The organism is Mucilaginibacter sp., from assembly GCF_028287845.1.
In the GTDB taxonomy this organism is placed as follows: Bacteria; Bacteroidota; Bacteroidia; order Sphingobacteriales; family Sphingobacteriaceae; genus Mucilaginibacter.
Window position 1 is genome coordinate 1 of record NZ_JAQBOW010000109.1, and the last position, 22,202, is coordinate 22,202.

At 40.7% G+C, this 22,202-nt stretch carries 19 protein-coding genes, 1 tRNA gene and 1 riboswitch; of the genes, 10 read left to right on the forward strand and 10 right to left on the reverse strand.

Going from position 1 to position 22,202, the window contains the following annotated elements; genetic code table 11:
• The 4 genes from JWP71_RS11285 to murQ all read right to left on the reverse strand — a co-directional run.
• A partial coding sequence (locus tag JWP71_RS11285; protein WP_299499852.1) for a homocysteine S-methyltransferase family protein occupies positions 1-805 on the reverse strand: 805 nt, incomplete at its 3' end.
• A 143-nt stretch (positions 806-948) separates the two neighbouring features.
• A riboswitch (SAM riboswitch) is annotated at positions 949-1,058 on the reverse strand.
• A gap of 122 nt (positions 1,059-1,180) precedes the next feature.
• On the reverse strand, positions 1,181-1,906 hold the full coding sequence (locus tag JWP71_RS11290) for a Bax inhibitor-1/YccA family protein (RefSeq protein ID WP_299499854.1): 726 nt from the start codon (positions 1,904-1,906) through the stop codon (positions 1,181-1,183).
• Positions 1,907-2,029: 123 nt separating this feature from the next.
• The gene (locus JWP71_RS11295) at positions 2,030-2,596 is read right to left on the reverse strand and encodes a hypothetical protein (RefSeq protein WP_299499857.1); all 567 of its coding nucleotides are present in this window, start codon (positions 2,594-2,596) and stop codon (positions 2,030-2,032) included.
• A 41-nt stretch (positions 2,597-2,637) separates the two neighbouring features.
• Positions 2,638-3,456 (reverse strand): N-acetylmuramic acid 6-phosphate etherase, encoded by an 819-nt coding sequence (gene murQ, locus JWP71_RS11300; protein ID WP_299499859.1) that lies wholly within the window; start codon positions 3,454-3,456, stop codon positions 2,638-2,640.
• 112 nt (positions 3,457-3,568) lie between these two features.
• Here murQ and JWP71_RS11305 point away from each other — a divergent pair, with 112 nt between their 5' ends.
• Complete coding sequence (locus JWP71_RS11305; protein ID WP_299499864.1) at positions 3,569-5,152, forward strand: S41 family peptidase; 1,584 nt, start codon at positions 3,569-3,571, stop codon at positions 5,150-5,152.
• An 81-nt stretch (positions 5,153-5,233) separates the two neighbouring features.
• Here the strand turns inward: JWP71_RS11305 and der are convergent, their stop codons facing one another.
• Both der and era read right to left on the reverse strand, forming a co-directional pair.
• Positions 5,234-6,535 carry a ribosome biogenesis GTPase Der gene (gene der, locus JWP71_RS11310; RefSeq protein WP_299499866.1) on the reverse strand — a complete coding sequence of 434 codons (1,302 nt, stop codon included), beginning with the start codon at positions 6,533-6,535 and terminating at the stop codon, positions 5,234-5,236.
• Positions 6,536-6,667: 132 nt separating this feature from the next.
• Positions 6,668-7,543 (reverse strand): GTPase Era, encoded by an 876-nt coding sequence (era, locus tag JWP71_RS11315; RefSeq protein ID WP_299499868.1) that lies wholly within the window; start codon positions 7,541-7,543, stop codon positions 6,668-6,670.
• Between the two features lie 145 nt (positions 7,544-7,688).
• Here era and JWP71_RS11320 point away from each other — a divergent pair.
• Positions 7,689-7,765: transfer RNA gene (locus JWP71_RS11320), tRNA-Met, on the forward strand.
• A gap of 252 nt (positions 7,766-8,017) precedes the next feature.
• Entirely contained in the window at positions 8,018-8,620 is a 603-nt protein-coding gene (locus JWP71_RS11325; RefSeq protein WP_299499870.1) for a peroxiredoxin, read from the forward strand.
• 99 nt (positions 8,621-8,719) lie between these two features.
• Here the strand turns inward: JWP71_RS11325 and efp are convergent, their stop codons facing one another.
• Positions 8,720-9,280, reverse strand: coding sequence for an elongation factor P (gene efp, locus JWP71_RS11330; RefSeq protein WP_299499872.1), 561 nt, complete (start codon positions 9,278-9,280; stop codon positions 8,720-8,722).
• 353 nt (positions 9,281-9,633) lie between these two features.
• Positions 9,634-10,359: a DUF4386 domain-containing protein gene (locus JWP71_RS11335; protein ID WP_299499874.1), complete on the reverse strand. Its 726-nt coding sequence runs from the start codon at positions 10,357-10,359 to the stop codon at positions 9,634-9,636.
• A gap of 502 nt (positions 10,360-10,861) precedes the next feature.
• On the opposite strand from JWP71_RS11335, the gene JWP71_RS11340 reads away from it, so the two are divergent.
• The 4 genes from JWP71_RS11340 to JWP71_RS11355 all read left to right on the forward strand — a co-directional run bounded on the left by JWP71_RS11340 (position 10,862) and on the right by JWP71_RS11355 (position 16,590).
• Positions 10,862-11,491 (forward strand): AraC family transcriptional regulator, encoded by a 630-nt coding sequence (locus JWP71_RS11340; protein ID WP_366143533.1) that lies wholly within the window; start codon positions 10,862-10,864, stop codon positions 11,489-11,491.
• A gap of 117 nt (positions 11,492-11,608) precedes the next feature.
• On the forward strand, positions 11,609-13,648 hold the full coding sequence (locus JWP71_RS11345; protein ID WP_299499877.1) for an ice-binding family protein: 2,040 nt from the start codon (positions 11,609-11,611) through the stop codon (positions 13,646-13,648).
• 73 nt (positions 13,649-13,721) lie between these two features.
• Positions 13,722-15,659, forward strand: a complete 1,938-nt coding sequence (locus tag JWP71_RS11350; protein ID WP_299499879.1) for an OmpA family protein — start codon at positions 13,722-13,724, stop codon at positions 15,657-15,659.
• 109 nt (positions 15,660-15,768) lie between these two features.
• Entirely contained in the window at positions 15,769-16,590 is an 822-nt protein-coding gene (locus tag JWP71_RS11355) for a glycoside hydrolase family 16 protein (RefSeq protein ID WP_299499881.1), read from the forward strand.
• Between the two features lie 35 nt (positions 16,591-16,625).
• Here the strand turns inward: JWP71_RS11355 and JWP71_RS11360 are convergent, their stop codons facing one another.
• The gene (locus JWP71_RS11360) at positions 16,626-17,129 is read right to left on the reverse strand and encodes a GNAT family N-acetyltransferase (RefSeq protein ID WP_299499883.1); all 504 of its coding nucleotides are present in this window, start codon (positions 17,127-17,129) and stop codon (positions 16,626-16,628) included.
• Positions 17,130-17,283: 154 nt separating this feature from the next.
• Here JWP71_RS11360 and JWP71_RS11365 point away from each other — a divergent pair, with 154 nt between their 5' ends.
• Positions 17,284-17,664: a DoxX family protein gene (locus JWP71_RS11365; RefSeq protein ID WP_299499885.1), complete on the forward strand. Its 381-nt coding sequence runs from the start codon at positions 17,284-17,286 to the stop codon at positions 17,662-17,664.
• Positions 17,661-18,227, forward strand: coding sequence for a dihydrofolate reductase family protein (locus tag JWP71_RS11370; protein ID WP_299499887.1), 567 nt, complete (start codon positions 17,661-17,663; stop codon positions 18,225-18,227). Before JWP71_RS11365 ends, JWP71_RS11370 begins: the two co-directional genes overlap by 4 nt.
• A gap of 30 nt (positions 18,228-18,257) precedes the next feature.
• Here the strand turns inward: JWP71_RS11370 and JWP71_RS11375 are convergent, their stop codons facing one another.
• The gene (locus tag JWP71_RS11375) at positions 18,258-19,658 is read right to left on the reverse strand and encodes an alpha-L-fucosidase (RefSeq protein ID WP_299499889.1); all 1,401 of its coding nucleotides are present in this window, start codon (positions 19,656-19,658) and stop codon (positions 18,258-18,260) included.
• Between the two features lie 210 nt (positions 19,659-19,868).
• On the opposite strand from JWP71_RS11375, the gene JWP71_RS11380 reads away from it, so the two are divergent.
• Positions 19,869-22,202, forward strand: coding sequence for a TonB-dependent receptor (locus JWP71_RS11380; protein ID WP_299499891.1), 2,334 nt, complete (start codon positions 19,869-19,871; stop codon positions 22,200-22,202).

Genomic DNA, 22,202 nt, shown 5'->3' on the forward strand with positions numbered 1-22,202 from the left:
TGGGATAGGCTGATATAAATACATCTGCCTTTTGAGAAAGTTCTTCCAAATGCGGGCGCATTTCTTTTGCACCCAAAGCGCAGTTTAAGCCTACTGATAATAAATTGGCGTGACGCACCGAGTTCCAAAAAGCCTCGACTGTTTGCCCTGAAAGGGTACGGCCGGATGCATCGGTTATAGTGCCTGATATCATCACCGGTAAATACTTGCCACTTTCGCTGGCATAACGATCTACCGCGAATAAAGCGGCCTTTGCATTTAGTGTATCAAATATGGTTTCGATCAATAATACATCCGACCCACCATCAACCAACCCACGAACCTGGGTATAATAAGCTTCGGCCAGGTCATCAAAAGTAACTGCTCGGTAACCCGGGTCATTTACATCGGGCGACAGCGATGCGGTACGGTTTGTTGGACCAACTGCACCGGCAACAAAGCGTGGCTTATCGGGCGTTTTTATATTGTATTCGTCTACTACCTCACGGGCAATTCGTGCTCCCTCATAGCTCAGCTCGTAAGCCAGCTCTTCCAGGTGATAATCGGCAAGCGATATAACTTGTGTGCTAAAGGTATTAGTTTCAATAATATCTGCCCCGGCATCCAGGTATTCGGCGTGGATAGCTTTAATAATATCAGGGCGCGTAATGTTTAGCAGATCGTTATTCCCCTGGAGATCAGAAGGGTGATCCTTAAACCTTTCCCCACGGAAATCCTTCTCAGTCAACTGGTACCGTTGTATCATGGTACCCATCGCCCCGTCAATTACGAGTATACGTTTTTGTAGTTCTTTCTTTATATTCATTGCTGGTATCAAGTAGTAAGTATCAAGTACGTAATTTTCATGACTTTATAACCAATACCGTGTGCAAATCATCTTGCTACCTGATACTAGTTACTTGATACTATTAAAGCTTATATCGAAAAGTCGGGCGGTAAATAGACTTTCACTTATCTGTCCTATCAGCTAAAAGCCGATAAGTAGAATGTAGCACCTTGTGAAGCACAGGTTGCTAAGACATCGCAGGGTCTAATCCCTCCGTCTTTCTCTATAAGCAACGCAAAGATGCGTAATAAAGTTGTAAAGTGCAATAGCTTATCCGTATCCAGATCTCCTAATTAATGCAACAAAAAAAGCCGCCTTTTTGGAGGCAGCTTTTAATAATTGTGTCAATTCTAATTATCTTCTTCTGCCAAATATGCGCAGCATCATCATAAATAAATTGATAAAAGTAGTGTAAAGCACAAACGCGCCTATTATCACTAATTTTTTTGATTCCTCTGTACCGTATTCTATGCCCGCGCCAATACGTTTTAACATTTGCATGTAATAGGCGGTAAGGCCAATCATTAACGCTACAAAAACAAAGCTTAATATGTAATCAATTTGTGCGCTGTGCATAAAGAAATTAATAAGCATTACAGCAAAGGCGCCAAAAAATACTACACGTAATATTGAACCAAACTGTGATAGATCCTGATGAGTGGTGTAACCTGCTATTGCCATAATGCCAAATACTACCGAGGCACTTATAAATACAGTAAATATAGAGGCTCCGGTATAAATAAGGCCAAAAATACTTAGCGTAATACCTATAGCCACTGCATATGCAATAAAAATAGCTACCATACCGGTATATGATATGCGGTTAAAACCAAAGTTTATCACCATAGAAAAAGCTAAAGGCGAAAATATAGCCACATAACCTAAACCTGTAAAGCCGGTAGGGCTTATAATTAGAGCAAGCAGATTAGGGGTTGAAAAAAATTCAAAGGCTGTAAAAGCCGAAACGCCTAATGCAATAAACATCCAGCTAAATACTTTTGCTAAATATTTACGTGACGCATCAGCATCGTTTAATTGAGTTACGTTATCATAAACGTAATTAGAAGTGTTATTTTCCATTTTTTATTTTTTCGTTTATTATTTATAATACAAATTTAGTACAAAGATTAAAGATTAGTTAATTAAAGATTAGCTGATTTGCAATTTAACTACAAATCCCCTCATCTTTATTCACCAATCACTCTAGCTCAACCGCTTTGTCAGCTGCTCTTCAACCTTCTTAAACACTTGTAGCGGCTTTAAGGCGCGCCAGTTTAAATCATCCAGTTCGCCGCCGAAGTTGATATAGTAGTCGATGTTATTGCGCTTAAACTCCTGTACTACGTGTTCCCTGAAATTGATGCCGGCTATCCAGCCATCTTCTACATCCTGGAACCATTCTTCGTAATAGCAATCATCAGACGAATGATAATTCAGCACATTCTCGCCAATTAATATAAATTGGTTAATGCCATTATCAACCATCAGCTCAATTATCTCGCGCTTTAACAGCATAATATCGTTATTAATGGCATCGTTCCACTCGCCGATGAATTCTATTATAGCGTATGAACGGTCATAATCGGCATACAGTACTTTCATATACAAAGTATTTGAGCCGAACGAATCCCACTGCGGATGCAGCAGGTAATTATATATCTGCTTATCAAATTCAAACTCGCTATACTGCGTAGCATAAAAAGGCGAGTATTCGTCTTCTGATGCTATATAGTCATCGCGCCATTTATAATATGGTTCTATTTCGTGCATTCTTTCAATTCAAAATTAAAAAGTCAAAATTAAAAAAGCTATTACGCTTGTTTATTTTGATTGTAAAAATCTACCGCTTTCCTAACGCTTCCTTGTTTCTTTAACATCTTCGCGGCGGTTGTTTCATCAAGTCCTGTTGCGTTCATTACCATCTTGGTACCGCGGTCCACCAGTTTATTGTTTGATAGTTGCATATCCACCATCTTGTTACCTTTTACCCTGCCTAACTGTATCATTACGGTAGTAGTTAGCATGTTCAATACCAGTTTTTGAGCCGTACCTGCTTTCATTCGGGTAGACCCGGTTATAAACTCCGGACCGGTAACTACTTCTATTGGATAATTGGCTTCGGCAGCAACAGGGCTGCCGCTATTACAAACAACGCAGCCGGTGGCTATTTTATTTTGATTAGCTGCTTTTAAGCCGCCAATTACATAAGGCGTAGTGCCCGATGCCGCTATACCCACCACCACATCTTTATGAGTAATATTAAATGCTGACAGGTCCTTCCAGGCCTGGTTAATGTCATCTTCGGCAAACTCAACAGCCTTACGTATGGCGCCGTCGCCACCGGCGATAATGCCAACCACCAAATCAAACGGAACACCAAATGTTGGCGGGCATTCTGATGCATCAACTACGCCTAAGCGGCCGCTGGTGCCGGCGCCTATATAAAATAAACGACCACCCACTTTCATCCGCGCTGTAATTACCGTAATCAGCTTTTCTATCTGCGGCAGAGCCTTGCTTACAGAAACCGCAACCGTTTGATCTTCGTAATTTATATGTTGAAGGATCTCGGCAACACTCATCTGCTCCAGATGGTTGTAATGCGAATCTCTTTCGGTTGATGTTTGCATTTAAAATGAATTAATTTAACAAAATTCGGTAAAATTCCTGAATATGGTCAATTATTGAGTCAACTAAATATAGCGCTATCAAGCCAAAACCGTAATTTTACATTATCATAATATGAAAAAAACTGCCGGTATTATTTTCAGATCTGTTATACTGCTTTTGCTTGGGGTAACTATTGGCTTATTAGCAAGCAATAATGAATTAAATACCCGTATCTCATTTGACGGTAATGACAAGATATCTAAAGTTCTGGACCTTGTCCGCCATAATTATGTCGACTCGGTTAACGTGGACAGCATAGAAGGCACTACCGTAAATAGATTATTGCAAAACCTTGACCCTCATTCGCTTTACCTGCCCGCCCAACAAGCTACAAATGTTAATGAACGGCTGGAAGGCGGCTTTATGGGTATTGGTATTGAGTACTTGTTATTGCGCGATACATTGGTAATAACACAAGTTAATCAAAATGGGCCGGCCGCTAAAGCCGGTATTATTGCGGGCGATAAAATTATTGCGGTTGACCATAAAGGCTTTTCTGGCACCCATTTAACTGTTGCCAAAGTGAATAAAATTTTCAGAGGACCAAAAGATTCACATTTATTAATAGCTATAATTTCTGCCGGTAGTAAAGACATCAAGTTTCGCACCATAAAGCGCGACCATGTTGACCTGAGCAGTATGGATGCGGCTTATATGCTTACCCCTGTAACAGGATATATCAAAATAAGCAAGTTTGCCTCTACAACCGATGCGGACTTCCGTAAGGCATTAGCAAAATTAAAGGTAGGCGGCATGCAAAAACTGGTGCTGGATATCCGCGGTAATGGCGGTGGATACCTGAATACAGCCACCGCGCTTGCCGATGAATTTTTAACCAAAAAACAACTGATAGTTTATACCAAAGGCGTACATGAACCACGCACCGATTATTTTGCTACCGATTCGGGCAATTTTCAGCATGGTAAACTGGCGGTGCTGATAGATGAGTATTCGGCTTCGGCAAGCGAGATACTGGCAGGCGCGCTACAGGACCTGGACCGGGCTATAATTGTTGGGCGTCGGTCGTTTGGCAAGGGTTTAGTACAGGAACAGTTTCCGTTTGCAGATGGGTCTGCTATTAACTTAACTATTGCGCGTTATTACACTCCTTCGGGTAGGTCCATACAAAAATCGTACAGCGGCGGTTTAGATAGCTATCGTAATGAACTGGCACAGCGTATGCGCAAGGGGGAGCTTTTTTCTGAAGAAAGCAACTTAAAGGATAGTATTTTTAAGGTACCGTCTAATTACCATACCTCATCAGGCCGGAAGGTTTTTAGCGGCGGGGGTATCATGCCCGATATTTTTGTTCCTGCCGATACAATGCAAAACTCTTACCTGTTACAAGAACTGAATAACCGGCAGGTTTTTAGCGCTTATGTTGTTGATAAGATGCAGCCCATGTTGAGCAAATATACATCTGATGATGATTTTATAAAGCATTATACGGTAAGCGACGCTGAGCTTGGCAACTTTATACGCTATGCCTCGCAATCTATTAAAAGGATAGATCCGCGCGATCTGCAAAAATCCAAAGAAAGTATCAAAACTCAACTCAAAGCTTTTGCTGCCCGCTTTAAAGGGGGCGACGAAGCTTTTTTTAAAGTGATAAATGCTGACGATGCAGCATTGAAAAAAGCTGTTGAAGCTTTATAATGTGCAGATTATAAAAATGCTAATCGTGTTTATTAAATATACAAATCATCTGCACATTTGCATATCCACGTATCTGCACATCTACTTCTGCCTGAACCACACTTGTATAGGCGCGCCGCTAAACTCAAAATTCTCTCTTAGTTTGTTTTCTATGAACCGGTAATAAGGCTCCTTAACATACTGCGGCAAATTACAGAAGAACGCAAACATGGGCGATGTACCTGCAATTTGGGTGATGTATTTTATTTTAACGTATTTACCTTTTAATGATGGCGGCGGATAATTTTCAATTATTGGCAGCATTACCTCGTTAAGTTTTGAGGTTGATATTTTGCGGGCGCGGTTTTCATAAACCTGGTTAGCCACATCAATAACTTTTAAAACACGCTGTTTTTCTGTAACCGAAGTAAATACAATAGGTACATCAGTAAACGGCTGCAGCTTTTGTTTTATCATGTCCTCAAAAACCTTGGTGGTTTTAGTGTTCTTCTCTATAAGGTCCCACTTGTTCACCACTATCATTACACCCTTTTTATTCTTCTCGGCAAGGTGGAAAATATTAATGTCTTGCGATTCTATACCTTCAACAGCATCTACCATCAGGATAACCACATCAGCTTCTTCTATAGCCTTAATAGTGCGCATTACCGAATAAAATTCGATATTCTCTTTAACCTTGGTTTTTTTACGCATCCCGGCGGTATCAATCAGCATAAAATCATGACCATATTGGTTATAATGTATGTGGATAGAATCGCGCGTGGTACCGGCAATGGGGGTTACTATGTTACGGTCCTTCCCTATTAACGAATTGATGATAGATGATTTACCTACGTTTGGCCTGCCTACAATGGCATACTTAGGGCGGGTGTTTTCTTCCAGTTTTTCCTCATCAAAATGTTTAACAACCTCGTCCAGCAGTTCACCCGTGCCCGAGCCTGTCATGGATGAAATGTTGTATATCTCGCCTAAACCTAAGCTGTAAAACACGGTAGCATCCGATTGCTGGTTGTTGTTATCAACCTTGTTAACCACTACAAATGTTGGTTTGTTGCCTTTACGCAGGATGGTTGCAATTTCGTCGTCCAGATCTGTAATACCGGTGGTAACATCAACCAAAAACAAAATAACTGATGCTTCTTCAATAGCGATAACTACCTGCTCGCGGATGGCGGCTTCAAATACATCATGCGAATTTGCTACATAGCCCCCGGTATCAATAACTGTAAACTCATGGTGCGTCCACTCTGAGGTGCCGTAATGGCGGTCGCGGGTTACGCCGCTAAAGTCGTCCACAATAGCTTTGCGGGTTTCGGTTAAACGGTTATATAAGGTGGACTTGCCTACATTGGGGCGGCCAACTATGGCTACTATGTTACTCATGTTTTTTAGATTCAAGAATCAAGAGGCAAGATTCAAGACTTATTTGGTCTTTATCTACCTTAATTCTAATATACATTTATTATAAAAATTTGTGTCTTGAATCTTGATTCTTGTCTCTTGATTCTTAACATTTTATTCGTACCCAAATTTCTTCAGGTAATTTTTTTTGCTACGCCAGTCGGGTATCACTTTAACAAACATCTCCAAGAAAACTTTCTTCTGGAAAAAGTCTTCCATATCGCGGCGGGCATAGGTGCCTACTATCTTCAGCATTTTGCCACCCTCACCAATAATAATGTTTTTTTGACTGTCGCGCTCTACAATAATTTCGGCGCTTATGCGGTGCAGCTTTTCGCCTTCAACAAACGCGGTTACAATAACCTCGGCACTGTAAGGTATCTCTTTTTTATATTGTTTCAGTATTTGCGCCCTTATCATTTCTGATGCGAAAAAACGGTCGTTCCTATCGGTTAACGCGTCTTTTTCATAATATGCCGGGTGCTCAGGCAAATGCTCTATCACAAAGTTCATAACCGAAATAACGTTATGATCATGCAGGGCTGATATAGCAAATATCGCTTTCGGATTTAATTTTTCCTGCCAGTAATCTACCTTTTTCTTCACCGTTTCCTCATCGCTTTGATCTATCTTATTAATCAATACGGCTATGGGCGCGGTGCTGCCTTCCAGCTTTTTCATTACATCCTCTTCATCAAACTCCTCGTAAATATCAGTAACCAGTAAGATCAGGTCGGCATCAACAATAGAGCCTTGTACCTGGTGCATCATGCTTTCATGCAAGGCATAATGTGGTTTGATAATGCCGGGTGTATCAGAGAAAACTATCTGGTAATCATCGGTATTAACAATACCCAAAATACGGTGACGGGTGGTTTGGGCCTTAGGAGTGATGATAGACATTTTTTCGCCAACAAGCGCGTTCATTAACGTAGACTTACCCGCGTTTGGCTTACCAATTATGCTTACAAAACCTGCCTTATGACCCATTGAAAAATAATTAAAATAATATTTGGACTGCAAAGAAACGAATTATATCTTTGCAGTCCAATTAAAAGGAAGCACAAAACGCTTTTTTACTAATTGAAACAAACATTTCGGGTTTATGTCCGTTATGTAATACCAACAAAAACAGTGCGGGATGGAGCAGTTGGTAGCTCGTCGGGCTCATAACCCGAAGGTCGTAGGTTCGAGTCCTGCTCCCGCTACCCAGAAAGTTAAAAGCCTCAAGTCGAAAGATTTGAGGCTTTTTTTGTTTATATTTAAAAAAGGCAAATTACCTAAAAACGCATTAAAAAAATTTACTAAAATAAAAGGACCTGAATATTGGTCAGTCAGTGATTTTATACCTTGATGGGCGCAAGTTGCTTTCAATCACAGTAAAATTTTAATGACAGGCAACCTTATTCTGCAGACTATCGTAAATTTGATAGTAACACCATTAAAAAATCAAAACCATCTGCTATGATCAAAAAATATTATTGCCTGTCCCTTTTAATTTTCAGCTTTTCACTCCTGACAACCCGGCCTGGCCTCGCCCAATCGAAGATGTTGTCAAAAGGAGATGCAGCACCTGTATTTAACGCCCCTGCCAGCCTGGCGGGTAGTGAATTTAATTTTTCATTAAAAAAATCGCTTGCTAAAGGGCCCGTTGTGGTTTATTTCTACCCTTCTGCTTATACCGGCGGCTGTGATGCAGAAGCACATGCCTTTGCTGAAATGAAGGATAAATTTACAGCGGCAGGAGCCACCATTATCGGTGTATCCGGAGACGATATTCAGCGACTGAATTCATTTTCATCTGATCCGAATTACTGCGCAGGCAAGTTCGCGGTCGCGTCAGACGCCAGCGGCAAAATTGCAGAAAGCTACGGCTTGGTCATGACACCACCAAAACTTGGAATGAAAGACCTGCGGGGTATGGAACTTAACCACGGTTTCATCCCGCGAACCACTTATGTCATCGGTAAAGACGGTAAAGTTATAGCGGTATTTTCATCAGCAACCGATCACATTTCACCCACCGACCATGTTGAGAAATCACTTGCGATTGTAAAAGGACTATAATTCACGAGCCCGGATTTCATATTTGTCCGGTTCCCGCTACCCAGAAAGTAAAAAGCCTCAAGTCGAAAGATTTGAGGCTTTTTTGTTTTAGGATACTTTTTATTTTACTCTTTCAATATACTCCCCGGTACGGGTATCTACTTTTACTTTATCGCCCTGGTTCACAAAAAGCGGCACTTTTATTTCAACACCATTCTCTGTTGTAGCCGCTTTTAACGCGCCTGATGAGGTATCACCTTTAACAGCCGGCTCAGAATACGTAATTTCTAATTCAACGAAGTTAGGCGCCTGCGCCATAATAGGTTCTTCACTTTCAAATGATACAATTACGTTCATTCCTTCTTTTAGAAATCTCACCGATGGGCCAAATAGCGCTTTTGGAATATTAAACTGATCATAAGTGTCATTATTCATAATCACCATGAAATCACCATCCTCATACAGATATTGAAAATCGTTGGTTTCTACCCGGCAAATCTCCACCTGTTCGTCGGTAGCTAAACGAGCCTCTACAATTTTACCGGTTTTAATATTTCTAAACTTGTCTAAATAGAAAGCCCCGCCTTTACCTGGTGTACGATGCAGAACTTCGGTAACGGTTACCAGGTCGCCGTTATAACGTAATATATTTCCTACTTTAATTTCAGATGCCTTTGCCATGAAAATATTCTTTTAAATTTTTGAAGCCCAAAGATATATTAAGTTATGATAATCTGCCACTATTTGAAGTTTAGCAATTAATAACGTCCAATCGCCGAGAGGATTGCAGGTGATATAGTGTTTCACAAATCAATGAAACACATGAAACACTCTTTTAGGTTAACGTATTGATATATAGCAATTTAAGAAAATGAGTGAAACACTTTGAAACAGTACTAATACTTTAGGTAAAATATGATAAATAGCTTACAATAAGTACTTTATGCTATTTTATCGATTTTTGCAAATTTGGGGTGAAACACCTGATGTGAAACACTTTTTTTTAAAAAATCGGTGCGATATCACTAACATAGCTATACACCTACCTGCTTGTTCCACTTTAATACGTTTACACCCTTTATAAGTAACCACAGGCAAAGTGATAATTCGGCAATAAAGGGAGGCAGCAAAACTACAGGAAACATGCGGTATGCAAATGCGGAGGCAATTATCAGTGCGAAGCTATTAATAAGATAACACAAGCCGGCAATCTGCATCATAACGCCCAGGATGCGGGGCAAATAGCCCGATCTGAAAATTAAATACCCGGAAACGAGGCAGGTAAAGCCAAAGAATATAAGGCCAACACTAAAGCCAATTCCATGCAACTTGATAGACAGATAACTAAGCGCATGTAGCTGATTGGGATTAAATGCCTTCAGATAATCCGCGCTACCTAATAAAGACATCGCCGCCAAAAGATTTAATTTATTGGCAACCAAAACAGCAGTCTGGATTAAATTAAAAAGCACCATAAGCAAAGCAAGGTTTTTGTTTACCGGCCTAAGCAAAACATAAAACACCAGCATTAAAGGAATATCGCACACATGCATGATCAGATCGCTGGCAATGCTTATGCGCCACAGTAACTCATGGGCCATAATATTATTTGCTGTGGCTATAGCGTTGCCCGACACAACAAGTTTATCTCTTACAAACAGTTCACCAAAAATACCGGCAGCTATAATAATCAGATATAGCACGCCGCCAATCCGTGCATAAACTTGCGGCGAAACCTCCGTGTTATGGTTTGAGTTCATCTTTGGCTTTTTTTTACTTAACTTTTGACAATGCCTGTTTGGAATTGTTACAAAATGAAAAGCGTCCTGCTCCTTGCTATTTAAGCTATCCGTTTAGGCGACTTTTCTTTTAAGTATATATCCTATCCCCCTGTTCATTACTTCAGATATTTATTAACACTTAGTTAATAAGCTACAATATTTCTATTATACTAATCAATATATATTAAAAATTGCTTCACTTATTTAAAAACTTATAGTTATAGCCTCTATTTTTTTATTTTTTTTGATTAACGGTCCGTTTTATCAAAATATCTAACTTTTATTGCCTATAAAGCACAAATATTATTCTCAATACGCCATAACTTTCATGTAACTATTATTAAAATAACAAACAGGTGAAATATATTTTACCTGCTTGTTATTACTTTAATTCTTAAAATTATTTTTTAAAAGTTAAAAATACCGCTTACTGTAAACCCCAGGGCACTATTTGAAAAAAAATTGTCAATAATTAGCTCACATGCTTAATCCTAAAAAAACAAGCCTATTTATAACGGGCACTTGCTTTGCATATATCGCAGCAATGAAACTATTTATAAAAAACATGATTTGCCTTAGTTGCCAAATTGTAGTAAAGCATGAATTTGAAAAACTTGGACTATTTTGTACGTCTGTAGAGATTGGTCAGGTAGAAACCATGGGGCCAATTTCTGTTGACCAATTGAAGAATATTAAGACAGCCTTACTTAATGCCGGATTAGAGCTTTTAGAGGACCGGAAAAGTATATTAATAGAAAAAATTAAAAATGTTATTTTAGAAATGATCGATGATTCAGATCATCCCTTAAAAACAAATTTTTCTTATTACTTAAGTAAATCGTTAAATCTTGACTATACCTATTTGGCCAACGTTTTTTCGGAAATGGAAGACACAACTATAGAACGTTTTATTATTGCAAATAAAATAAAAAGGGTAAAAGAATTGATCGCCTATAAAGAACTTAGCCTTACAGAAATTTCCTGGAAACTAAACTATAGCAGCGTTGCCCATTTATCTACTCAGTTTAAAAAGGTTACCGGTGTAACCCCTTCACACTTCAAATATGTTGAGTGTGCCAGCCCATTGCTTTCTGCAATGTGTGAATTATAGAACTTATTTAAAAAATAATGTAACATCTCTACCCATTACCAGAGGTAGGTTTGTATTGTCCTGAATTATGCCCTAAAAGGTTTCAGGTATTAAACATTACTATTTAAATAATTATTCATGAGCAAAAAAACTACTCCGACTATTAATAGCACTCAAGTGTGTAAAAGCAGAGGCTATTCAAAAACATTCACTACCATTTGGTCCGTGGTGCTACTATTTATGGTTTTTACAACAGGTTGTAAAAAAGATCAATTTGTAGCTATTCAAGGGGTTTGCCCCTTAGTCACTACCGATCCGATGGATAAAGCGGTAGATGTAATACTTACTAAAGTTATTACGGCAACTTTTAATACCGATATGGACCCGGCATCTATCACAAAAACAACCTTTATAATTAAACAGGGCGCCACTACGGTATCGGGCACGGTTGCCGCTACTACGAATGCCAAGGTTTTTACTTTTACACCTGATGTGCCCTTATCACCTTTTGTTCTTTATACGGGCACCATCACTACAGGTGCTGTTGATAAATTTCATACAGCCTTAGTTGGTGATTATGTATGGACGTTTACAACTATCCCTCAGGTATCTGTATCATCACTTCCTGTTGCAGGTGGAACAACTACCGGAGCGGGTACATTTGCTCAGGGTGCTGTAACTAACCTCACGGCCACACCAGCTACAGGTTTTGTATTTACAAACTGGACGGAAAATGCAGTTGTAGCATCAACCAGTCCAAGTTATCAGATTACCATGGCTGGAAACAGAACGCTGGTAGCTAACTTCACCGCAGTAGCCGCAGGAAAGGTAGCGTTGAATCTATCAGCCGCACCAGTGACAGGTGGAGTACTTAGCGGACAGGGGCAATATGCAACCGGTTCAACTGTAATTGCAACCGCCGCTCCTAATGCCGGATATACATTTGTTAATTGGACAGATAATGGAGCTATAGTTTCTACAAGTTCAAGTTATCAATTTGTTTTACCTGCAGACAGGACATTAGTTGCACACTTTAGCACAATACCGGCATCGCAATTCGCGGTAGTATTATCATCAAATCCAGCTGCCGGCGGATCAACAACCGGGTCTGGTGCCTATGCTGCAGGAACATCTGTAACCGTAAACGCAACGCCGAATACTGGATATACCTTTGTTAACTGGACAGATAACGGAACTATTGCATCAACCAGTCCGGCTTATACATTCCCTTTAAGTGCAAACAGAACATTGGTTGCTAATTTTTTACTTAACACGTACACCTTAAATACAACAGCATTACCAGCAGCAGGTGGGAGTGTAACAAAAACGCCGAACCAACCAACGTATAATTACGGAACTACGGCACAGCTTACCGCAACGCCAAATGCAGGTTATATATTTTCATCATGGAGCGGAGATGCTTCAGGCTCGGTAAACCCATTAACGGTTACCATGACCTCGAATAAAAATATTACGGCCAACTTTACGGCAACAGTAGCGCTTGGCCCTGTACTTCCTGGTCTGGGAGCGGCTGGTAATTTTACCATTTTAACCGAATCTGGAATATCTACTACCGGTGTTACATCAATTACCGGTGATATTGGAGTGAGCCCTATAACCTCAACAGCAATAACCGGGTTTGGATTAATAATGGATACCAACGGACAGTCTTCACACACGCCAATTGTGAGTGGAAAGGTTTACGCTGCCGACTACGCTGTTCCTACACCAGATAACATGACCACAGCTGTAAGTAATATGGAAACCGCTTATACAAATTCAAATAACCTGGTAACCCCCGCGCCTGTTAATGGTTTAGGCGCCGGTGATATTAGTGGTTTGACTTTGCCTCCGGGCTTATATAAATGGGGCACTGGTGTTTTAATAACCAATGCCGGTGTAACACTTTCGGGTGGTGCAAATGATACATGGGTTTTCCAGATCGCACAAGATCTTACTGTAAACAACTCTGCCATTATTCACTTAATAGGCGGGGCGCAAGCCAAGAATATCTATTGGGTTGTTGCCGGACAAGCCACGCTTGGTACCAATGTTGATTTCAGCGGGAATATCCTGAGTAAAAACCTGATCTCACTAAATACCGGAGCTAAAGTTACCGGTAGATTATTGGCACAAAAAGCAGTTACATTAAACGCCAGTACGGTTATTTTACCTTAATATATCATACTCATCAGTACATTCCCTGCGGGGGATGTACTTGTTAAAACACATTTATTAAAACAGAAATCATATGTTACTTCAATATAAAACAATAAAAAGATCCATCATATTTTCATTGATGCTGATGCTTGCCCAAATTGCTGTGCAGGCTCAAACAACGCAACCCATTTGGTGGTTTGGCGTATCGGGTGCTGCTAATTTTAATTTTTACGATGGCACAACACAAACGCTCAACAGTTCATTAGTTGTTCCTACTGCTTTTCATAAAGGGTATGGTGTGCGCCCTTATGGCTCCGTTCTGGCAGAATATCGTCCGGCCGGGGTATGGGGAATTATGCTTAACGTTGGCTATGATGGCCGGGGTGGAAAATTTAACGATGTTGTTGCCCCATGTAATTGCCTTGCCACATTGCATACCAATACAAGCTATGTTTCTGTCGAGCCAAGCTTGCGTTTAGGTATACCGTCATCAAGTCTTTACTTTTTTGCAGGCCCGCGTTTAGCTTTCAATATGGCGCATGATTTTGCTTATACCCAGGAAAAGCAGCCCAACACAAATTCACAGCTAAGTGATATGCGTAAAAATTTAATATCCGGACAAGTTGGTGTTGGTTTTGAAGTTCCGCTTTCATCAGCTAACAGCACAACTAAGGTTAACCTTTCGCCTTTTGTTTCTTATCAGCCTTATTTTGGCCAATCGCCCCGCAGTATAGAAAGCTGGACGGTAACAACGGTAAGAGCAGGTGTTGCGCTTAAATTTGGAAAGGCTCATAAAATTGCTGTGGCCGCTACACCGCCGCCGATAGTTGTTCCTATTGTGGCTGATGTTGCATTTTCGGTACGCGAGCCAAAAACAGTGCCTTTAAATCGTCAGGTAAGCGAAACCTTACCATTGCTTAATACTGTATTTTTTGATGCTGGTTCTAATAGCGTGCCAGCCCGGTATGTACTGCTTACAAAAGATCAGGCATCAGGCTTTAAAGAACAACAATTGCAGGAAGAGCAATCGGTAACTATGTCTGGCCGTTCTGCAAGGCAATTAAATGTATACCATAATATACTCAACATAGTAGGCGACCGTATGCGGGCCAACCCCACTACCACCATATTACTAAGCGGTGCCCCCGCCGGCGATGGTAAAGTTATGGCCGAGTCAATTAAACAATATATAGTAATAACATTCGGGATTGATGGCTCAAGAATTACTACCCGGGCACGCATTAAACCGGTTAATCCATCAGAACAACCTGGCGGCAACAAGGAGCTTGTTTTGCTTCGCGCGGAAGATCGCAGGGTTGATATTACAAGCACATCGCCAGAGTTGTTAATGGAAGTTGGCGGCGGCATGATGAAACCTGTACAAATTAATGCAACGCAGATAGATCCGCTTGACAGTTACGTTATTTTAAATGCCGATGGTGCTAAAAAAGAATTTAACAGCTGGTCTGTAAATATAACCGATGACAGAGGAACAGTGCAGCATTACGGACCGTTCACCAGAGACCAGGAAAGCGTATCAGGTGTAACTATTGTAGGTAGTAACCCTGAAGGAAATTACAAAATAGTTATGACTGGCGAAGCCAAAAACGGCACAACGGTTACAAAAGAAAGCACAGTGCATTTAATGCGTCAGGATGTGACCGTTCAAAAAGGCTTCCGCTATAGTATTATATTTGATTTTGATAAGGCATTTACAATAGCATCATATAATAAGCTTTTAACTGATGTAGTATCGCCTTTAATTGCTGATGGATCTACAGTTATTGTGCACGGCCATACCGATATTATCGGCGAGGAAGAGTATAATCAAAAACTGTCTGATAGCAGAGCGCAACAAAGCCAAAAAATGCTTGAACCTACATTAGCAGCTTCAGGTAAAAACAATGTTAAGTTTGAAACATTGGGCTTTGGTGAAGACACCAATCATTCGCCCTTTGAAAATACTTTGCCCGAAGAACGCTTTTATAACCGCACGGTTGTTATAGATATTATACCGGCAAACAAATAAATTAAGTCCCTGATCATTTATAGATTAGCCAACAAAATTTACTTTAGAAAAGCTGCCCCAGGGTGGCTTTTCTTTTTATATTTGATATTACTTATCAAATATCCATGTTATGAAACCGTTAAACCTGCTTTTTTTATTATTAGGCGTATCGCAAATATCCTCTGCACAACAAAAACCAGACACGCTGTTTTTTGAAAACTTTAATGGCACAACCCTCAACAGGGATAAATGGAACGTTGAGGTTACCGGGCGCACAGTTAATAATGAGCAGCAGGCTTATGTAGACTCGGCAACGATATTAAAAGTATCAAATGGCGTGCTGGCTATAAAACCGGTTTATCACCCCGGCTATACCAGCAATATGCAAAAACAGTATGATTTTTTATCGGGCAGGGTAAATACCCATAATAAATTCACGTTTACTTACGGCACAGTATCAGCCAAAATAAAGATGACGGCAGGTGCCGGTTTATGGCCGGCGTTTTGGGCGCTGGGCGAAGGCAAATGGCCCGATTGCGGCGAAATAGATATAATGGAAAACATTGGCGACTCTTTATGGGTGAACCATGCTTTGCATGGGCCGGGTTATTTCGGCAATACGCCGCTGGTATATCACAGCTTTTTCCCAAAAGGCACAGATATAACCCAATGGCATATTTATTCGGTTAGTTGGACACCCGATAAACTGATTTTTAGTGTTGACGGAGCGGCGACTTATACCGTTACCAAAGAAATGGTAGAAAAATACGGGCGCTGGGCCTATGATAACCCTAAATATATTATACTAAATTTTGCTTTGGGTGGTGGCTTTCCTCACGGGGTTAACAAAACAACAACTCCCTATTTTGGCATGCCACAAAATACGGTTGATAAAATAAAAGCAGGGAAGGCCGATTTTGTGATTGATTGGGTATTGGTTACAAAAAAATAGCGCCCAATAAACCAGCACTAAATTTCCTGCTAATATTAAACCAGCCTTTTCTCATAACAATAAAACCGCAGCCCTTCCCTAAAGCCCAGGCTAATCTCGCCGGCATAAGTATACCCAAGTTTTGGGAATAGCTTTCGCGTGGCTTCATTGGCTGTATTGGTATCAACACGTAACACCTTAATGTTACGCGTTAAGGCTACCTGTTCGGCTTGTTGCATAAGTTTACCTGCTATGCCTTTGCCACGATGATGGATGCTTACCGCCAGTCTGTGTACCACTATGGCGGTTTCATCCAGGTCCCAGCCTACTGCGGCATACTCGGGTTCCTGGTCGGTTGTTATGGCTGCAATACCTGCTATGTCTCCATCTTCATCAGCTACCCAAAGCTGGCTATGCGCTATGTCTTTTTCAAAAACCCCGGTATTTGGATATACGGCATCCCATTGAAAATTACCCGCAGCGTTCATAATGGGCACCACCCCGGCTATCAGGTTCATTATTTGGGGGATATCTGCAAGAGTGGCGAGGCGGATTAGCATAGGGCAAAAAAAATGAAAATTTAGGTATTGAACAAATTTATCAAGCTAATGTAACCCGTGCGTCTCAATGCACCCTGCATTTTGTCCCGTCCACCCACTACTATATATGCCTGATAATAATATATTTGTATAAACAATCACTAGCCTTATAACCATGAAAACCACAAAAATTTTATACTGGGTATTTACTATTCTGTTTGCATTCGTAATGTTTGGCTCGGCAATACCCGATGTACTAATGCAACCTGCGGCTGTTAAAGGTATGCACGAAGGTTTAGGCTATCCTATTTATTTTGTGCCCTTTATTGGTGTGGCAAAAACGCTCGGTGTTATAGCTATACTTATCCCTGGGTTCCCAAGATTAAAAGAATGGGCCTATGCAGGTTTAACTTTTGATTTGATAGCCGCTACCTATTCTCTTTATTGCACCCCACAACCTGATGGCCCGTGGTATTTTATGCTGATATTTTTGGCCCTTGCCGCTTGTGCTTATATTTGGTATCGTAAAAAACAAAACTTGCCTGCTACCACATGAGAAAACTAAAACTACAAATGCAACTATCCGTGGACGGATATGTTGCCGGCCCCAATGGCGAAATGGATTGGATGAGATGGGACTGGGGCGACGATATAAAAAACTATGTAAAAGACTTTACGGCCCCTGTTGATACCCTTTTATTGGGCCGAAAATTGGCCGAAGGATTCATCCCTCACTGGGCCGGATTAATGCAAGACCCGGCAACGGCCGACCATTTTACAAAAAAAATGGTTGATACCCACAAAGTGGTTTTTTCGAAAACGCTCAAAGAATCCGCCTGGGAAAACACTGACCTGGCAAAGGGCGATCTGGTAGAAGAGGTAAATAAACTAAAAGCTATGGATGGCGGTGACATCGTTACCTACGGCGGCGCAAGCTTTACATCAGCATTGATAAAAGCCGGGCTGATTGATGAGTACCATCTTTTTATAAACCCTGCAGCTATTGGGGATGGAATGCCAATATTTAAACAACTGAAAGGTAAGCTTAGCTTAAAATTAATTAAAAGCCAGGCTTTTGAGATTGGTATTGTAGTCCTTTTCTACGTACCTGCATCCTAAGCACCAATTGCTAACATTACACTGCCCGAATTATTTAATTAAATCTTCATTTACCTTTCCGGTACTGGCCTGCATTATTTGATCAAGCGGGCGGTCGAATTCCAACTTAGCTATTAATACTGTATCCAGCAATTCCTCTACCGGCAAATCGCGTAAACGCAAATAGGCCTTTTGTTCCGCGTGGTCGCTCGGGCTTAGGTTTACTACGCATGCTATGGGCTTGCCATTATTTAATAATATAGCTGTTTTAGGCATGGTGTTAATTGGTTTCAGTTTGATGCCGTTACCAATAATATCTTTCGAAAAATGCACATATAGCGTATTGTCGCGCTTAGTTAGCTGGATGTTTTTATTAGGCAATAAGCCATTAGCCAGAGTAACACCTATTAACGATTCTTTTACCGGTTTATACCATTTGCCAATTTGTTGCAGCAAATCGGCAGCGGGTTTAGGGATAAGGCCCTCGGCTGTTGGGCCAACATTTAATAAATAGTTGCCGCCGCGTGTTAAATAACTGTCTATGCTCTGCATTAAAAATTTAGCGGTATAATAATCCTCGTCCTTCCTATATCCCCAACTCTCCATACCCACCGACTGGCAAGCCTCTGTAGGATTGGCAAAACCCGTAATTGCAGCGGTAACATTAAGGTCTCGTTCTGGTGTGCCGTAATCACCACCATCAAAACCCCGGTTATTAATAACTGCTTTGGGTTGCAGTTTTCTTATCATGGCATTTATTGATGGATCCTTATGGCCGGTAACATTCATATCCCACCAAAAACCGTGTATCTCGCCATAATTGGTACAAAGCTCTTTAACCTGTGCTTTTAAAAATTCCAGGTATTTATCCAGGTCAGGGCTGTCGCCTTCAACCGCGGGCAACTCATGACTACGCCCCTGGTTAGGATAATTAGGCTGGTTCCAATCTACTATCGAGTAATAAAAACATAACGGCATTTTACGCCTGTGGCAGGCATCAGCCAATAATTTAATAATATCCTTTTTATAAGGCGTATTCATGGTATTGTAGGTGGTTTGCTTGGTATCCCACATACAAAACCCGTCATGATGTTTGGTGGTAATGCAAATATATTTCATGCCTGCCTGCTCTGCCAGATCAATAAAATGGTCAGGATCGAATTTAGCCGGATTCCATTGCTGGGCCAGTTTCATGTATTCTTTACGGGGCACCCTTGCCCGCCACTGGTATTGCTCATGCCAGGCCGGTATAGCATACAGGCCCCAGTGTATAAACATGCCAAAACGCGCGTCGAAGAACCAATCGCGCCCATCGCCAAACTTACGTATCTCATCAGGTACCGGCATAAATGACGGTTGTTTAATAGTTGATGCAGCAGCGATAAGCTTATTAGAAAGTAACGATGTGGCAACAAGTCCCGCGGTTGATTTCAGGAGAGTTCTTCTTTTCATATTGGTTTATATTGGTCATTAAATATAATTATTAGTTGGTTTTATACAAGTAATATTAAAACACAAACAAGGGTTAGTTAAATACTGTGTATTATGCGTTATAATATGCCCGGATTAATATCTTTGGGTCAACTTAAATTACCTCATCTCCGGCTAACGTGTTGGAAAAGTGTTTTTTAATAATTTAGGGCAGCCGGAGATAAAGCTTATATGTATAAAATTATTTTTTATTATTTATTATTACCCACTTTAGTACTGCTTGCTCCCGCTGCTTTCGCTCAAAAAAATTATACCATTAGTGGCACTGTTAGGGATGCAGGAACCGGCGAGACACTAATTGGCGCTACTGTAAAATTACAAGAGCTACGGCAAAACGGCGCTGTTACCAATTCTTATGGGTTTTTCTCGTTAACTGCTCCTGACGGCGATTTTACGTTAGTTATAAGCTATATAGGTTATGAAACCATTAGCCAACCTATACGGTTAAATAAAAATTCCTTGGTTAACATTTTGCTTACCGGCGGCAATACGCTAAAAGAGGTTGCCATTAATGGCAATTCACGTAAAAATGAAAATATTACCAACCCTGAAATGGGCGTAACCAGGCTTGACCTAAAACAGCTAAACAATGTACCGGTAATATTTGGCGAGAAGGATGTTTTAAAAACTATCCAGTTATTGCCGGGCGTAAAATCAACCGGCGATGGCAATACGGGCTTTTACGTGCGGGGTGGCGGTTCCGACCAAAACCTTATCCTGCTTGATGAGGCCGTGGTATACAATGCATCGCACTTATTTGGTTTCTTTTCCACCTTTAATTCGGATGCTATAAAGGATGTGAGCTTGTATAAAGGTGGCATGCCCGCGCAATACGGGGGGCGCCTCTCGTCGGTACTGGATATAAAAATGCTGGATGGCAATGATAAGCAATACACTATACAAGGCGGTATTGGGCTGATAGCATCGCGCTTAAAAGTTGAAGGACCCATCGTTAAAAATAAAGGCTCATTTATGATAAGTGCCCGCCGCACCTACGCCGATCTTTTTTTAAAATTATCGCCAGATTCAACCACGCGCAACGCCAGCCTTTATTTTTATGACATTAACGCCAAGGTTAATTACCATTTGGATGACAGAAACACCATCTATCTTTCCGGCTATTTTGGCAAGGATGTATTGGGGCTAAAAAACAGCTTCGAAACCAATTGGGGCAATCAAACTGCTACACTGCGCCTTAACCATATTTTTAACAGTAAGCTGTTTTTAAATACATCAGTTATTTACAGCGATTATAATTTTGTTGTTCAAAGTTTTTCTACCAATAATGATTTTAAGGTAACCTCAAAAATTCGCGACTTTAACCTTAAAGAGGATTTTGAGTATTTCTTCTCCTATAAAAACACGCTTCATTTTGGCATTAATGTTACGCATCACCTTATTTCGCCGGGCGATATCAGTACTTCGCAAACGTCAAGCATAAACGGGCAGGCTATTCAAAGCCGTAATGGTATAGAAAGCTCGGCTTACGTGTCTGACGAATGGCACCCTACCGATAAGTTGACTATTTTATACGGCTTGAGGGTATCGTCATTTTCATTAATAGGCCCCGGTAAGATCACTACGTACGCCCCGGATAATACCATTATATCATCTGCAGATTATGCATCAGGGAAGGTTGTAAAAAGCTATCTTAACCCTGAACCGCGTATTTCTGTAAGCTATACGCTTAATGAGCTGAATGCTATAAAAGCCTCTTTTAACCGTAATACACAAAATATTCATTTAATTTCTAACTCAACTGCCAGCTCACCAACAGATCTGTACGTAATGAGCAGCAACAATATCAAACCCGGCATTGCCGACCAGGCATCGGTAGGTTTTTTTAAGAACTCGGCAAATAGTCAATATGAATTTTCTGCCGAAGTTTATTATAAATGGCTGCAAAATCAGATTGATTATAAAAATGGGGCACAGCTTATAGCCAGCCAGGATGTAGAATCACAGTTGGTTTATGGACAGGGCCGGGCCTACGGCCTGGAGATATTTTTGAAAAAGAAGTACGGGAAATTTAACGGGTGGATAGGCTATACTTTATCAAAAACCGAGAACCGGTTTGATGCAATAAACAACGGCAATTACTTTGCCGCCAGGCAGGATAGAACACATGATATATCAGTAGTTGGTATTTATAAAATAACTAACCGATGGACATTATCAAGCACTTTTGTATATGGTACAGGCAATGCAGTTACTTACCCGCATGGAAAATATACCATAGGTGGATTAACTACCTATTATTATCCTGACCGTAATTCGGACCGCATGCCGCCATATAGCCGCCTTGATCTGGGTGCTACGTTTGAAGGGAAACAACATAAAAAATTTCATTCCAGCTGGACGTTTGGCTTGTATAATGCCTACAATCGTAAAAACCCTTATACCATTACCTTCCAGAACAAAGAAAATGACCCTACCCGCACAGAAGCGGTTGAAACAAGTTTATTTGGCCGTATTCCGTCTGTTACTTATAACTTTACTTATTAA

Excerpts from the sequence above, each read along its gene's own strand:
- JWP71_RS11345 (WP_299499877.1), top strand. The coding sequence starts at position 11,609 with ATGAGCAAAAAAACTACTCCGACTATTAATAGCACTCAAGTGTGTAAA.
- JWP71_RS11290 (WP_299499854.1), bottom strand. The coding sequence starts at position 1,906 with ATGGAAAATAACACTTCTAATTACGTTTATGATAACGTAACTCAATTA.
- JWP71_RS11375 (WP_299499889.1), bottom strand. The coding sequence starts at position 19,658 with ATGAAAAGAAGAACTCTCCTGAAATCAACCGCGGGACTTGTTGCCACA.
- JWP71_RS11380 (WP_299499891.1), top strand. The coding sequence starts at position 19,869 with ATGTATAAAATTATTTTTTATTATTTATTATTACCCACTTTAGTACTG.
- JWP71_RS11355 (WP_299499881.1), top strand. The coding sequence starts at position 15,769 with ATGAAACCGTTAAACCTGCTTTTTTTATTATTAGGCGTATCGCAAATA.
- JWP71_RS11370 (WP_299499887.1), top strand. The coding sequence starts at position 17,661 with ATGAGAAAACTAAAACTACAAATGCAACTATCCGTGGACGGATATGTT.
- JWP71_RS11305 (WP_299499864.1), top strand. The coding sequence starts at position 3,569 with ATGAAAAAAACTGCCGGTATTATTTTCAGATCTGTTATACTGCTTTTG.
- JWP71_RS11335 (WP_299499874.1), bottom strand. The coding sequence starts at position 10,359 with ATGAACTCAAACCATAACACGGAGGTTTCGCCGCAAGTTTATGCACGG.
- efp (WP_299499872.1), bottom strand. The coding sequence starts at position 9,280 with ATGGCAAAGGCATCTGAAATTAAAGTAGGAAATATATTACGTTATAAC.
- murQ (WP_299499859.1), bottom strand. The coding sequence starts at position 3,456 with ATGCAAACATCAACCGAAAGAGATTCGCATTACAACCATCTGGAGCAG.
- era (WP_299499868.1), bottom strand. The coding sequence starts at position 7,543 with ATGGGTCATAAGGCAGGTTTTGTAAGCATAATTGGTAAGCCAAACGCG.
- JWP71_RS11295 (WP_299499857.1), bottom strand. The coding sequence starts at position 2,596 with ATGCACGAAATAGAACCATATTATAAATGGCGCGATGACTATATAGCA.
- JWP71_RS11340 (WP_366143533.1), top strand. The coding sequence starts at position 10,862 with ATGCTTAATCCTAAAAAAACAAGCCTATTTATAACGGGCACTTGCTTT.
- JWP71_RS11325 (WP_299499870.1), top strand. The coding sequence starts at position 8,018 with ATGATCAAAAAATATTATTGCCTGTCCCTTTTAATTTTCAGCTTTTCA.
- JWP71_RS11365 (WP_299499885.1), top strand. The coding sequence starts at position 17,284 with ATGAAAACCACAAAAATTTTATACTGGGTATTTACTATTCTGTTTGCA.
- JWP71_RS11360 (WP_299499883.1), bottom strand. The coding sequence starts at position 17,129 with ATGCTAATCCGCCTCGCCACTCTTGCAGATATCCCCCAAATAATGAAC.
- JWP71_RS11350 (WP_299499879.1), top strand. The coding sequence starts at position 13,722 with ATGTTACTTCAATATAAAACAATAAAAAGATCCATCATATTTTCATTG.
- der (WP_299499866.1), bottom strand. The coding sequence starts at position 6,535 with ATGAGTAACATAGTAGCCATAGTTGGCCGCCCCAATGTAGGCAAGTCC.